At 74.6% G+C, this 12,050-nt stretch carries 13 protein-coding genes; 5 read left to right on the plus strand and 8 right to left on the minus strand.

The window, feature by feature from the left end:
- Positions 1 to 165: 165 nt before the first annotated feature.
- Positions 166 to 519 (plus strand): antibiotic biosynthesis monooxygenase family protein, encoded by a 354-nt coding sequence (locus ACFY0X_RS05830; RefSeq protein ID WP_387749329.1) that lies wholly within the window; start codon positions 166 to 168, stop codon positions 517 to 519.
- Between the two features lie 107 nt (positions 520 to 626).
- Here ACFY0X_RS05830 and ACFY0X_RS05835 read toward each other — a convergent pair whose 3' ends face one another.
- From ACFY0X_RS05835 to ACFY0X_RS05845, 3 genes are all read right to left on the minus strand, one after another.
- On the minus strand, positions 627 to 1,298 hold the full coding sequence (locus ACFY0X_RS05835; RefSeq protein WP_387749332.1) for a DsbA family oxidoreductase: 672 nt from the start codon (positions 1,296 to 1,298) through the stop codon (positions 627 to 629).
- Between the two features lie 313 nt (positions 1,299 to 1,611).
- On the minus strand, positions 1,612 to 2,136 hold the full coding sequence (locus tag ACFY0X_RS05840; protein WP_387749334.1) for a hypothetical protein: 525 nt from the start codon (positions 2,134 to 2,136) through the stop codon (positions 1,612 to 1,614).
- Between the two features lie 90 nt (positions 2,137 to 2,226).
- Positions 2,227 to 2,943 carry a chitinase gene (locus ACFY0X_RS05845; RefSeq protein ID WP_387749337.1) on the minus strand — a complete coding sequence of 239 codons (717 nt, stop codon included), beginning with the start codon at positions 2,941 to 2,943 and terminating at the stop codon, positions 2,227 to 2,229.
- A 249-nt stretch (positions 2,944 to 3,192) separates the two neighbouring features.
- On the opposite strand from ACFY0X_RS05845, the gene ACFY0X_RS05850 reads away from it, so the two are divergent.
- Positions 3,193 to 5,154, plus strand: coding sequence for a tetratricopeptide repeat protein (locus ACFY0X_RS05850; RefSeq protein WP_387749340.1), 1,962 nt, complete (start codon positions 3,193 to 3,195; stop codon positions 5,152 to 5,154).
- Between the two features lie 12 nt (positions 5,155 to 5,166).
- Here ACFY0X_RS05850 and ACFY0X_RS05855 read toward each other — a convergent pair whose 3' ends face one another.
- Positions 5,167 to 5,487, minus strand: a complete 321-nt coding sequence (locus ACFY0X_RS05855) for a DUF6011 domain-containing protein (protein ID WP_387749343.1) — start codon at positions 5,485 to 5,487, stop codon at positions 5,167 to 5,169.
- On the opposite strand from ACFY0X_RS05855, the gene ACFY0X_RS05860 reads away from it, so the two are divergent.
- Entirely contained in the window at positions 5,486 to 6,253 is a 768-nt protein-coding gene (locus ACFY0X_RS05860; protein ID WP_387749346.1) for a TetR/AcrR family transcriptional regulator, read from the plus strand. The genes ACFY0X_RS05855 and ACFY0X_RS05860 overlap by 2 nt on opposite strands.
- Here ACFY0X_RS05860 and ACFY0X_RS05865 read toward each other — a convergent pair.
- Positions 6,237 to 6,638 carry a winged helix-turn-helix transcriptional regulator gene (locus ACFY0X_RS05865; RefSeq protein ID WP_387749349.1) on the minus strand — a complete coding sequence of 134 codons (402 nt, stop codon included), beginning with the start codon at positions 6,636 to 6,638 and terminating at the stop codon, positions 6,237 to 6,239. The two genes, ACFY0X_RS05860 and ACFY0X_RS05865, sit on opposite strands and share 17 nt — an antisense overlap.
- 102 nt (positions 6,639 to 6,740) lie before the next feature.
- On the opposite strand from ACFY0X_RS05865, the gene ACFY0X_RS05870 reads away from it, so the two are divergent.
- On the plus strand, positions 6,741 to 7,589 hold the full coding sequence (locus ACFY0X_RS05870) for an SDR family oxidoreductase (protein ID WP_387749351.1): 849 nt from the start codon (positions 6,741 to 6,743) through the stop codon (positions 7,587 to 7,589).
- Positions 7,590 to 7,812: 223 nt separating this feature from the next.
- Complete coding sequence (rarD, locus tag ACFY0X_RS05875) at positions 7,813 to 8,784, plus strand: EamA family transporter RarD (protein ID WP_387749354.1); 972 nt, start codon at positions 7,813 to 7,815, stop codon at positions 8,782 to 8,784.
- Here rarD and ACFY0X_RS05880 read toward each other — a convergent pair.
- From ACFY0X_RS05880 to ACFY0X_RS05890, 3 genes are read right to left on the minus strand one after another with little or no spacing between them, the layout of a single operon-like run.
- Positions 8,774 to 9,697, minus strand: a complete 924-nt coding sequence (locus ACFY0X_RS05880; RefSeq protein ID WP_387749357.1) for an ABC transporter permease — start codon at positions 9,695 to 9,697, stop codon at positions 8,774 to 8,776. The two genes, rarD and ACFY0X_RS05880, sit on opposite strands and share 11 nt — an antisense overlap.
- The gene (locus ACFY0X_RS05885) at positions 9,684 to 10,802 is read right to left on the minus strand and encodes an ABC transporter ATP-binding protein (RefSeq protein WP_387749360.1); all 1,119 of its coding nucleotides are present in this window, start codon (positions 10,800 to 10,802) and stop codon (positions 9,684 to 9,686) included. Before ACFY0X_RS05885 ends, ACFY0X_RS05880 begins: the two co-directional genes overlap by 14 nt.
- 3 nt (positions 10,803 to 10,805) lie before the next feature.
- Entirely contained in the window at positions 10,806 to 12,041 is a 1,236-nt protein-coding gene (locus ACFY0X_RS05890; RefSeq protein ID WP_387749363.1) for an outer membrane lipoprotein carrier protein LolA, read from the minus strand.
- Positions 12,042 to 12,050: the final 9 nt, after the last annotated feature.

The raw sequence follows: 12,050 nt of genomic DNA on the forward strand, positions 1-12,050 counted from the left end.
TGGTACTGCAGGGGGGACCCTGTGGGAGAGTAGGACGCCGCCGAACAATCATTGCTGAAGAACCCCCATCCGGGATCCGGATGGGGGTTCTTCGCGTTTACGGCCCGTGCTCGTGGCGGCAAAAGCCGCTGGATCATCCGGTGCCGCCCGCCTTACGGTGGCGCGGTGAGCAACGAACCGGATGCACCTGTCGGGCCCGTGCAGGCCTTTGAACCTCCCTACTACGCGGTGGTCTTCACCTCGGTGCGGACCCAGGACCAGAGCGGCTACGGCGAGACCAGCGCCCGCATGGAGGAGCTGGTGAAGGACATCCCCGGTTTCCTGGGGATGGACCACGCGCAGAATCCCGGCGGGCTGTCCATCACGGTCGGGTACTTCCGTGACGCCGAGGCCCTCACGGAGTGGCGGACCAACGCCGAGCACCGCGTGGCGCAGCAGCGCGGGCGAGCCGACTGGTACCAGGGCTACACGCTGCACGTGGCGAAGGTGGAGCGGAGCCACGGGTTCGTGCGGGAGTAGCGCCCGCGGCACCGCCCGGCAGCGGGACAGCCCGCAGCCGGTGTCCTGCGGGCCCCCATTATGCGGAGCAGGAAGTCGGACGGGCCGACTTCCTGCTCCGCCGCCGTTCACTCCTTCGGCGTGAGTGGCGTCAGCGGCGTCGCGACCCGGCTCTCCCAGGCCTGCTCCAGCGCGCGGGTGAACGTTTCGGCGGGCTGAGCGCCCGAGACGCCGAGCCGACGGTCCAGGACGAAGAACGGCACGCCCGTCGCACCCATGGCGCTAGCCGTGGCCTCGTCCTCGCGCACCGCCTCCGCGTACGCCTCCGGGTCGGCCAGGACGGCCGCGGCCGCCTCGCCGTCCAGGCCGGCCTCGACGGCCAGCTCGACCAGTCGGCCCGACTCGAAGGCCGACCGCTCCTCGGCGAAGTTGGCCCGGTACAGCCCGTCCAGCAGTTGCGCCTGCCGGCCGTGCTCCTCGGCGAAGTGCAGCAGGCGGTGCATGTCGAAGGAGTTCGCCGCGTCGCGGCCCTCGCGCAGGTACGGCAGGCCCTCGGCATGCGCGTTCTCCGCGATCCGGGCCTCCGCCGCCTCGGCCTGCTCCAGGCTCATGCCGTACTTCGCGGCCAGCAGCGGCACCACCGGACGGGCCTCGCGCGGCGCCCGCGGGTCCAGTTCGAAGGAGCGGTGGACGACCTCCACCTCCTCACGGTGCGGGAAGGCCGCCAGCGCCTGCTCGAACCGGGCCTTGCCCACGTAGCACCACGGGCAGTTGATGTCGCTCCAGATCTCCACGCGCACGGCGCCGCACTCCTTCCAGCCTCGCGCGGACCTCCCGCGTCGACGCCTACCGGAACACCGCCGTCCACCTGAATATTTCTCTCTCTGAAACATCCGGGCGAGCCGGTCGGCGGCCGCCCGCCCCAGCGCCGCTCCCACGCCTCGCGCTGGGAGGACACCGTGGGGACGGCGGCGACGGCCTCTGCGTAGTGGCCGTGCCTGCTCAGGATTCCGGCAAGGATTCGGTGAGCCCCGTACTCGGTGGACGACCTGAGCAGGCCGAGGGCCTCGTCCGTCCGGCCGTCCAGCGCCGGCAGTCGGGCCCCAGGCCCCGCTACAGGCAGATCCAGCAGTACAGCCGCTCGCCGGCCGCCCGCGCCCGGCGGGCGAGGGCGATCAACTCCTCGGCCAGCGGCAGCAGATCGGACGGATCGGCGCCGTACCACTCCTCGGCCTCGGCCCACCGCGCGACGGCTTCCGGCACCCGCTCGTCGGGCACCGCGGCGAGCGCGTCCCGGGCGGCGGCGCCCAGTTCGGTGACCCACGGGCCGGTCGCCCACGGGTCGTCCCCGTCCCAGGGCCCGGACGGGCCGGGCTGCGGCGTGGTCGGCCAGACCGCCGTCTCCGACACCAGGCCGGCCCGCCACGGCTCCCCGAGGACGGCCGCCACCAGCTGGCCGAGCATGACGTCCGGATCGACGCCCTTGGCCTGCACCCCGTCGATGGCCCCCTCGGAGGCCTCGTCGGAGGAACCGCCGGAGGGCCCGTCGAACGGAGGCAGCACGCCCTCCCCGAGCTCCAGGGCCCGGACGACCGTCGCCGCATCGGGCGCCCGGAAGTAGTCGGTCAGCACACCCATCGCGGCCACCCCACTCGTTCTCGTTCGACGTCGGGGACCAGTGAAGCAGCGGGCACCGACAGCGGAGCGGGCCGACCGGCGGCAGGGGACTCAGCAGGAGACGCTGCCGCCGCCGACGCTGGTGTTCAGGACGCCGACGAACTTCTTGAACAGGTTGATCCGGTCGTCCCGCTGGCCCGGGTTCTTCCCGTCGCACTCCAGCGCGCCGTTGATGCTCCGGATGGTCTCCCCGAAGCCCTTGCCGTTGACGATGGCGTCGTGCGGGGTCATCCGCCCGGCGCCGGTCTGGCTGTTCCAGAACCAGAGGGCGGTCTTCCAGGAGACGGCCGGGTCCTTCTCGACCTTGGAGGGGTCGTGCAGCAGGTCGATGTGCAGGGCGTCGCCGGCCGCCTTGTAGTTGAAGTTCCAGCTCAGCTGGAGCGGCCCGCGCCCGTAGTACGCCGCCTGCCCCGCCGGACAGCCGTACGGCTGCGAAGCGTCGCAGTAGTGCGGGTAGTTGGCGGTGTTCTGCTCCACCACGAACCGCAGGCCGCCGGTCTCGTGGCCGACGTTGGCCAGGAAGGCCGCCGCCTCGCGTCTGCGGGTGGCGTCGTCGCCGGTGGTGGCGAACTTCGGGTAGGCGCTCAGGGCGTCGACCAGGCCCCGGTAGGTGTAGAAGCCGTTCCGGCTCGGGAACATCTGGTTGAACTGGGACTCGCTGACCACGAAGGAGCCGGCGGCGGAGGCCGGGGCGGTCCGGCCGGCGACAGCGAGGGTGCTCAGGACGGCGGCGGAGGCCGCCAGCGACAGGGTGCGCGAGAGCTTCATCGATGCCTCGATTCCGTTGGCTGGATCGGAAGTTTGCTCTTGGCGCTTCGCTCGCGAAGGACCTCGGCCATCGTGGTGGTCGCCGGCCGTCGACCGCACCCCTCGGAGGTCTAAACCACCCGCACGGGTCGTATCCGATCCAAGAGGTGGACGGCCGGGCCATGGTGATCATCCGGCTGTCGTCGGCACCGGATAGCCTCGTGCGCAGCGGGGACGGGACCGCGCGGGACCACCGGGGGAGCAGGACGAATGAGCGGTCACACCGACGACGGGGGCGACGGGCGCCTGGCCGCGCAGGGGGAGGTGGCGGTCGCCCGGCTGGCCATCGACTCGGGGGACCTGGCGCACGCCGCCGAGCACCTCGGCGACGCGATCCTCGCCGACCCCCAACTGCCCGAACTGCACGAGGCGCTGGCCGAGTTGTGCGCCGCGGCGGGAGGCCCGGCGGCGGCCCGCGGGCTGTTCCCGCTGGACGGCCAGGTGTACCTCGGCACGGTGGCCTGCCGGGCCCACGTGGAGGCCGCCGCCGGGGACTGGGACGCCGCCGTCGGCCTGCTCGCCTCCGCCGTCCAGTACGAGCCGGCCCGCCCCTGGGCGCACGCCGCCTGGCTCGCCCGCGAGGACCTGCCCGGCCTGGTCGACCCGGACGCCGTCGCCCAGGCGGTGGCCCGCGCGACCGGTGCGCTGCCCGACCCGCTCCCGGCCGGACTCGCCGAAGCCGTACGGCCGTTCCACGACTTCGCGCAGGCGGTGCTGGCCCGCCACACCGACCACGTGCTGCTGCTCGCGATGGCCTCGGGCCTGACCCGCCGGCTCGGTGACACCGTCCGGGCCGTCGAACTCGCCGAGCGGGCCCACCGGTTGGCCCCCGGCTACCTGCCCGCCGTGATGCTCGGCAACGCCCTGCGCTCGGCCGGTCGGCCGGAGCGGGCGCTCGACGTCTGGGAGGCCGAGCTGGAGCGGGCCGCGCCGGACCGCGACGACTCCAGCGGCTACCTCGCCGTCGACGTCGCCGAGCTGTACGGCGCGCTCGGCCGCCCCGCCGAAGGCCTGCCCTGGCTGGACCGGGTGCTCGCCGTCGAGCCCGACCACCCCAAGGCCGGCCCGGCCCGGTACGGGCTGCGGCACGCCCTCGACGGGGACCCGGCCCACCTGCTCGGCCTGGCCGACCACCACCGCGCCCACCCCGAGCACGGGTACGCCCAGGAGCTGCTGGAGCGGCTGAGCCGCCGGGAGCCCTGGCTCGGCCTGGTCTCCGGTGCCACCGAGGCCACCGTCAACGTGCTGCACCAGGTGCTCGCCGAGCCCGGCGCCACCCGCGACACCGAGATCGACTGCACCGCCTCCACCCTGGAGCCGCCCAGCTCGGTGCTGGCCGTCCGGCTCGCGCTGCCGCGCGCCACCGTCGGCTACCAGGCCGTCGGCGAGCCCGACCCCCGGCTGCCGCTGACCGAGCCCACCACCCGGATCTGGGCCTGGGACGGCACCGACCCGCGCCCGGCCGTCGCCCCGCCCGCACCGCGGAGCGCCGAACTCGTCCGGGCCACCGCCGAGGTCTTCTGGCCGACCGTCCCCGCCGCCTACGACCACGCCGTGCGGCTGGCCGGGCTGCCGCTGGACGACCTGCTCGGCGTCCTGGTCCATCCGCCGATGCCGCGCGAGGACGAACTCGGCCGTGCCCTGCTCGCCCACCAGCCCGAACTCTGGGTGCGGGCCGTCCAGGTCTTCGCCTGCCTCGGCATCGCCCACCACCGCACCGACCAGCCCTGGGAGGGCTCCGAGCGCCGCCGGGTACTGCGCGACCTGCTGCTCGGGCCGGAGGACTGGGTGGTCGAGGCGGCCGGCTTCGCGCTGGTCGCGATCGGCTGGACCGAGCCGCGGACCCGGGCGGACGTCGCCGCCCTGCTCCAGCAGCGGCTGCACCACGACGCCCGGGCCCGCCACACCCGGGTGGTGACCATCCTGCGCTCGCTGTCCGCGCTGGTGCTCGCCGCGCCCTGGATGTCCGACGAGGACCGCGCGCTCGCCCGGCGCCTGACGGCCCGGGAGGACGCCGCCGACGCGGGGGCGGCGGCTCAATCGGCGGCCCAACCGGCGGGGGCGGAACCGGCGACGGGGGAGGCCGACCGGGCGGCGGAGCGCGCGGAGGGGGCAGCGGCGGGGAAGGAGCCCCGCCCCGGCCGTCTGCGCCGCCTCTTCGGGAGGGGCTGAGACGGGCCGGCTCTAACCCACCCCGGGCAGCGGATCCTGGTCCACGTCGAACCGCGCGACCCGCTCCGCCGGATCCCGGCACTCCGGCCCCAGCCGCAGCATCCGGGACTCCGGATCGTGCAGCGGCCGGTGGCACCGGCGGCAGGTCACCCGCGGCCGGAGGGTCCGCGCGGTGTCCGTACCGGGAAGCGGTTCGGGTCCGGTCGGGCTGGACGGACCCGCCGGGCTGGGCGGTCCGGTCGGGCTGGGCGGATCGGTCGGGCTGGTCATGGTCAGACGGTAGCCGCCCGCACCGTCAAGGCCCCCTGCCGGTGCGTGGCACGATGGCCCCATGGCCACCGACCGCAGCAGCGCAGGAGATCCGGCACGCACCCTCGCCCTGCTCTGGGGGCTCACCGCCGAGGAGAAGCCCGGTCGGCGCGGCCCCCGGCAGGCCCGCTCGACCGGCGAGATCGCCGCCACCGCGATCGCCCTGGCCGACGCCGAGGGCGTGGACGCCGTCACCATGCGCCGGGTCGCGCAGGAGCTGGGGCTCTCCCCGATGGCGCTCTACACCTACGTGCCCGGCAAGGCCGAGCTGCTCGACCTGATGCTGGACACGGTCTACGCCACGATGCCCCGCAGCACCCCCGCCGACGAGGGCTGGCGAGCCCGGGTCACCGCCGTCGCCGACGACAACCGCGCGCTGCACCGCGCCCACCCGTGGGTGGCCGCCGTCTCCACCAGCCGCCCGCCGCTCGGGCCCGGGCTGATGGCCAAGTACGAGTACGAGCTGCGCGCCTTCGAGGGCACCGGCCTGTCCGACGTCGACCTGGACGCCGGGCTGACCCACCTGCTCGGCTTCGTCCAGACCTGCGCCCGGATGGCGGCCGACGAGCGCGCCGCCCGGCAGGACAGCGCGATGACCGACGAGCAGTGGTGGGCCGCCAACGCCGAACTGCTCGCCCGGGTCTTCGACCCCGAGCGCTACCCGGTCGCCGCCCGGGTCGGTGCCGCCGCCGGGGAGGCGCACGGCGGCGCCTACAGCCCGGACCACGCCTACGCCTTCGGCCTGGCCAGGGTCCTGGACGGGCTCGAAGCCCTCATCGCGGAGCGGTAGCGCGCCCGTCGTACTCCTGACGGGCCGTCTCGACCTCGGGCACCCGCCGCTCCGACCAGTGCGCCAGCGCGGCGACCAGCTCCGCCGCCTCCCGCCCCAGCGGGGTGAGGCTGTAGTCGACCCGCGGCGGAATCACCGGGTGCGCCTCGCGCAGCACGAAGCCGTCCCGCTCCAGCGTCTGGAGGGTCTGGGCGAGCATCTTCTCGCTGACCCCGGTGACCCGGCGGCGCAGTTCGCTGAACCGGTAGCCGCGCTCGTTCAGCGCGCCCAGCACCAGCACGCCCCAGCGGCTGGTGACGTGCTCCAGCACGCCCCGGGACGGACACATCCGGTCGAACACGTCGGCGGGCGGCGGTCCGCCCGCCTTCAGCTCGCTTACCTTCATGTCAGTACCCTACTTTGAAGTGCGTACTTTCGAAAGGTTAGTGCTGTCCGTAGGGTGAGTTTCGAGGTCAGAACCCCGTAGCAACCCCTGAGGAGCAACACCATGTACGTCGTCACCGGCGCCACCGGCCAGCTCGGCCGTCTCGTCGTCGAGGGCCTGCTGGCCCAGGTCCCCGCGAGCGAGGTGGCCGTCGCCGTCCGCTCCGCCGAGAAGGCCGCCGACCTGGCCGCGCGCGGCGTGGCCGTCCGGGTGGTCGACTACGACCGGCCCCAGACCCTGGCCGGCGCCTTCGCCGAGGGCGACCGGGTGCTGCTGATCTCCGGCAGCGAGGTCGGCCGCCGGATCCCGCAGCACCGGGCCGTGGTCGAGGCCGCCAAGGCCGCCGGGGTCGCGCTGCTCGCCTACACCAGCGCTCCCGGCGCGGCCACCTTCCGGTTGGCCGACGAGCACCGGGCGACCGAGGAGCTGATCCTCGCCTCCGGCCTGCCGTACGCGTTCCTGCGCAACGGCTGGTACACCGAGAACTACCTGGGCGACGCGGCCGGCACGGTGGCGCGCGGCACGGTGCTCGGCAGCGCCGGCGAGGGCCGGATCGCCACCGCCCCGCGCCGGGACTACGCGGCCGCGGCGGTCGCCGTCCTGGTCGGCGAGGGGCACGACAACACGGTGTACGAGTTGAGCGGCGACACCGCCTGGAGCCTGCCCGAGCTGGCCGCCGAGCTGGCGAAGGCCTCCGGCAAGCCGGTCGGGCACCGGGACGTCACCCCGGCCGAGCACCTGGACGCGCTGGTCGGCGCGGGCCTGCCGCAGGGCTTCGCCGAGGCCCTGGTGGACGTGGACGCGGGCATCGCGCGCGGCGAGCTGGCCGGCACCCCCGGCGACCTGGCCCGGCTGATCGGCCGTCCGACCGTCCCGCTGGCCGAGTCCGTCCGCGAGGCCCTGAACGCCTGAGCCGCCACGGCCCACGGGGCTCCCGAGCCGCTACGGGCCCGGGAGCCCGAAGCGCCACCGTGCCCCCGGGGGCCCGGAACGCCGCAGCTCCGGGCCCCCGGGAGGCCGTGGAAGGTCCAGCATGCAAACGGTGTCATGACCAAAGTGCGGAAACGGAGATGACAGCCACCCCTCCCGCCGGTTACCGTCACCTGGACACACGCGCGCGGGAGGGCACTCGGCCATGGCGGACACAGACCAGCAGGACAACGGCCGGGGCCTCTGGTACGGCGTCGCCGCGTACGGCATCTGGGGCCTCTTCCCGCTGTTCTGGCCGCTGCTGGAACCGGGTGCCGCCGACGACATCCTGGCCAACCGGATGGTCTGGTCCCTGGTCGCGGTCGTCCTGCTGCTGATCGCCCAGCGGCACTGGGGCTGGATACGCCCGCTGCTGCGCCAGCCCCGCCGGCTCGCCATGCTGGCCGGCGCGGCCACCGTGATCTCGGTCAACTGGGGCGTCTACATCTGGGCCGTCAACGCCGGCCACGTCGTCGAGACCAGCCTCGGCTACTTCATCAACCCGCTGGTCACCATCGGCTTCGGTGTCCTGGTGCTCAAGGAGCGGCTGCGCAACGCGCAGTGGACGGCGGTCGGCATCGGCGCCGCCGCCGTCGCGGTGCTGACCGTCGCGTACGGGCAGCTGCCCTGGATCGCGCTCACCCTGGCGCTCTCCTTCGCCACCTACGGCCTGCTGAAGAAGCAGGTCGGCCTGAGCGGGCTGGAGAGCCTGGCGGCCGAGAGCGCCTTCATGTTCCCGTTCGCCCTCGGCTACCTGGTCTACCTGGAGGTCTCCGGGCGCGGCACCTTCGGGCACACGGTGGCCGGCTCGTACGGCTGGGGGCACTCCGGGCTGCTGATGCTCAGCGGGGTGATCACCGCGATCCCGCTGCTGTTCTTCGGCGCGGCCGCCGTCCGGGTGCCGCTGACCGTGCTCGGGCTGCTGCAGTACCTGGCGCCGGTGTTCCAGTTCCTGATCGGCGTCGCGGTGTTCCACGAGTCCATGCCGCCCGCCCGCTGGGCCGGCTTCGCCCTGGTCTGGGCCGCGCTCGCGCTGCTCACCTGGGACGCGCTGCGCCAGGTGCGGGCCGACCGCGCGGTGCGGGCCGCGGCGGTGGCGCCGCAGCCCGTACCGGCGGAGCCGGCCGTCACGCGCTGATGTCCCGGCTGGTGAAGCGGGACCACGCCGCCGAGCCGAACACCGCGACGTAGGCGGCCTGGAGGCCGAGGTCCTTCAGCACGCCGTCCCAGTACATCGGTGCCCGCAGCAGGTCCGCGAAGCTCAGCCAGTAGTGGGAGAACAGGAACGGGCTGACGGCGTCCAGCTGCGGGAAGGCGTCCAGGATCTGGACGGTGACCACCAGCCCGACGGTGGCGGCCATCGCCGCGATGCCGCTGCCGGTGAGGGTGGAGACGAACAGCCCGATCGCCACCAGCCCGGCCAGTGAGGCCGCGACCACCAGGGCCACCAGCAGCGCGCGCAGCAGCGCGTCGCCGAGCCCGATGGTGTCCCCGGAGATCAGGGTGACCCGGCCGAGCGGGAAGAGCGCGGCGCCGGCGGCCAGCGCCGTCACCGCGACCGCCGCCGTCGCGGCCAGGCAGAACACCAGTCCGGCGGTGAACTTGGCGGCCAGCAGCCTGGTCCGGCCGGCGGGGGCGACCAGCAGGTAGCGCAGCGTCCCGGTGGCCGCCTCGCCCGCCACCGAGTCCCCGGCGACCACGCCGACGGTCATCGGCAGGAAGACCGGCAGCGCCACCGCGAGCGCGGTGAAGACGAGGAAGAGCCCGTTCTGGGTGGTCTGCGCGATGAAGCTCGGACCGCCGCCGCCCTCGTGCGGACTGTCCGTGTTGAGCTTGACCACCACCCCGATCAGGATCGGCAGCACCGCCAGGATGCCCAGCAGCACCTTGGTGCGCATCCGGCGGAAGGTCAGGTGCAGCTCGCTGCGGAACAGCGCCAGGAACCCGGCCGCCGTCTGCGGCCGCCGACCGATGACGATCGGCGGTGTCCCGGCCGGTGCCTCGGCCGGCGACTCGGTCCGCGACTCGGTCCGCGCGTCAGCCCGCGACATCGAAGCCCTCCCCGGTCAGCGCCACGAAGGCGTCCTCCAACGTGCCCCGCTCCAGCCCGAATCCGTGCACCCGCACCCCGGCCTCGACCATCGCCGCGCACAGCCTGGGCAGCGCCTCCTCGTCCAGCACACCCGGCTCGCCGTCCACCCGGCCGTCGCCGGGCACCAGCGCGGTGACCCGGTGGGCCGCCAGCACCTCCGCGGCCCGCGTCACGTCCGGGGTGCGGACCACCAGCCGGCCCTGGGCCCGGGCGGCCAGCTCGGCGACGGTGCCCTGCACCACCAGCCGGCCCCGGGACATCACCGCGGCGTGGGTGCAGACCTGCTCGATCTCGTCCAGCAGGTGCGAGGAGAGGAACACCGTGGTGCCCTCCGCCGCGACCTCCCGGACCAGCGTCCGGATCTCCCGCATGCCCTGCGGGTCCAGCCCGTTGGTCGGCTCGTCCAGCACCAGCAGCTCGCGCGGCTGGAGCAGCGCGGAGGCCAGGCCCAGCCGCTGCTTCATGCCCAGCGAGTACGCCCGGGCCTTCTTGCCCGCCGCGGCGCTCAGGCCGACCCGCTCCAGCGCCGCCTCGACCCGCTGCCGGCGGGTGCGCGGGTCGGCGGTCGGGTCGGCGGCGTCGAAGCGCACCAGGTTGTCCCGTCCGGAGAGGAAGCCGTACAGGGCCGGGCCCTCGATCAGCGCGCCCACCCGGGGCAGCACCGTGGCGACGGACTGCGGCATCGACTCGCCGAGGACGGTGGCCGCGCCGGAGGTGGGGGCGATCAGGCCCATCAGCATCCGGATGGTGGTGGTCTTGCCGGAGCCGTTGGGGCCCAGGAAGCCGAAGACGGAGCCGCGCGGCACGGCCAGGTCCAGGCCGTCCACGGCGAGCTGGCCGCCGCGGAAGCGCTTGGTCAGGCCGCGGGTCCGGATGACGTCGTCGGTGCCGGGGCCGGGCGGTCCGGCGGCACCCCGGGAGGCGGGCGAGGCGGCGTCCTGGGGCGAGGGGGCGGAGGGGGCGGCGGAGGAAGCGGATGGAACGGGCGCGGGGGCCGGGCGCGACGCGGCGCCCGTACCCCCGGCCGACTCCGTAACGTCCCCCGTTACGGGAGCCTTGGTCATCCGTCAGTTCACCCCGGCGGCGTGCTGGAGGACCGGCAGGGTCACCGCGCCGGCCAGGACCCGGCCGTCGTCGGTGAGCAGGACGTTGAGCACCTTGGTGCTCACCAGGGTGCCGCCGGCGACCGGCTTGCCGAGCGACTTCACCATCGCCCGCGGGTCCACCGACCGCCCCGACCGGTCCCCGTGCCCGCCGCCCTGGGTGTCGCCCTTCGGCGCCCCGTCCACCGCGCCGGGCAGCTTGGTGGAGACGACCGTCGTCCAGCCCTCGCCGATCACGTTGACGCCCTCGGCCGCCCCGGCGCCCCGGTGCTCCCGGGCCCCGCCCGGCGCGCCCCCGGCCGCGTCCCCCGCCTTCTGCTCCGTCACCTTGGCGCCCTTGGGGGCGGTGAAGTCGAAGGTCCTGTCGGCCGGCTTGGCGAAGGACACCTGGGTGAAGCGGACGTTCAGCACGGTGCTGCCGTCCACGGACTTCACCGCCACCGACAGCGGCACCCCGTTCTCGGCGGCCACCGCGATCCGGACCTCGGCGAGGGTCGAACCGGACTGGGTGGGCTTCACGCTCAGCTGGTAGGCGTTCTGCCCGGCCACCTTGGCCGTCCCGGCGACGGTCACCGAGGTGGTGCCGGCGCTCCCGGCCAGGAACTGCCGGGCGGCCTCCTGCGGGCTGGTCGGCAGCTCGGACAGCGGCGTCCCGGCGTGCGGCCGCTCGCCGGCGGCCCGACCGGTCATGTGCACCGCGCTGTTGGACGAGCTGTCCCAGGCCCAGGCCTGGTCGCCGTTGCGGACCAGGGTGTAGCCCGCCATGTTCTCCAGCACGTCCACCCGCTGGCGGTCCGGGCCGTCCACCGCGATCCGCAGCGTCTGGTCCCCGCCGAGCAGGCCGAGCAGCTTGGACTGCGGGTCCGCGGCGGAGCCCCCGCCGCCCTTGCCGCCGGCCGCCGCGCCGAGGCCGCCGGCCGTGCCGAGCAGCTGACCGGGCACCCCGAGGTCGGTGCTGATCGAGACCGTCCCGGACAGCGTCTGCGCCTCGGAGCCGAGCACCTTGGCGACCAGCTGCTCCGCGGACAGCGCCGGGAGGTCGGGCGCGCCGTCGGCGGCCAGCGCCGGGACCAGGCCCACCCCCGCGGCGATCACCGCGACCACCGCCACCGGCACCCCGGCACGCATCAGGACGCGCCGCCGGGAGCGGTACGGTACACCGCCGTCCAGATCGTCCCCCGCCGTCTTCTCATTGGTCATGGCGTCCTC

The sequence above is a fragment of the Kitasatospora sp. NPDC001547 genome (genome assembly GCF_042894165.1).
In the GTDB taxonomy this organism is placed as follows: domain Bacteria; phylum Actinomycetota; class Actinomycetes; order Streptomycetales; family Streptomycetaceae; genus Kitasatospora.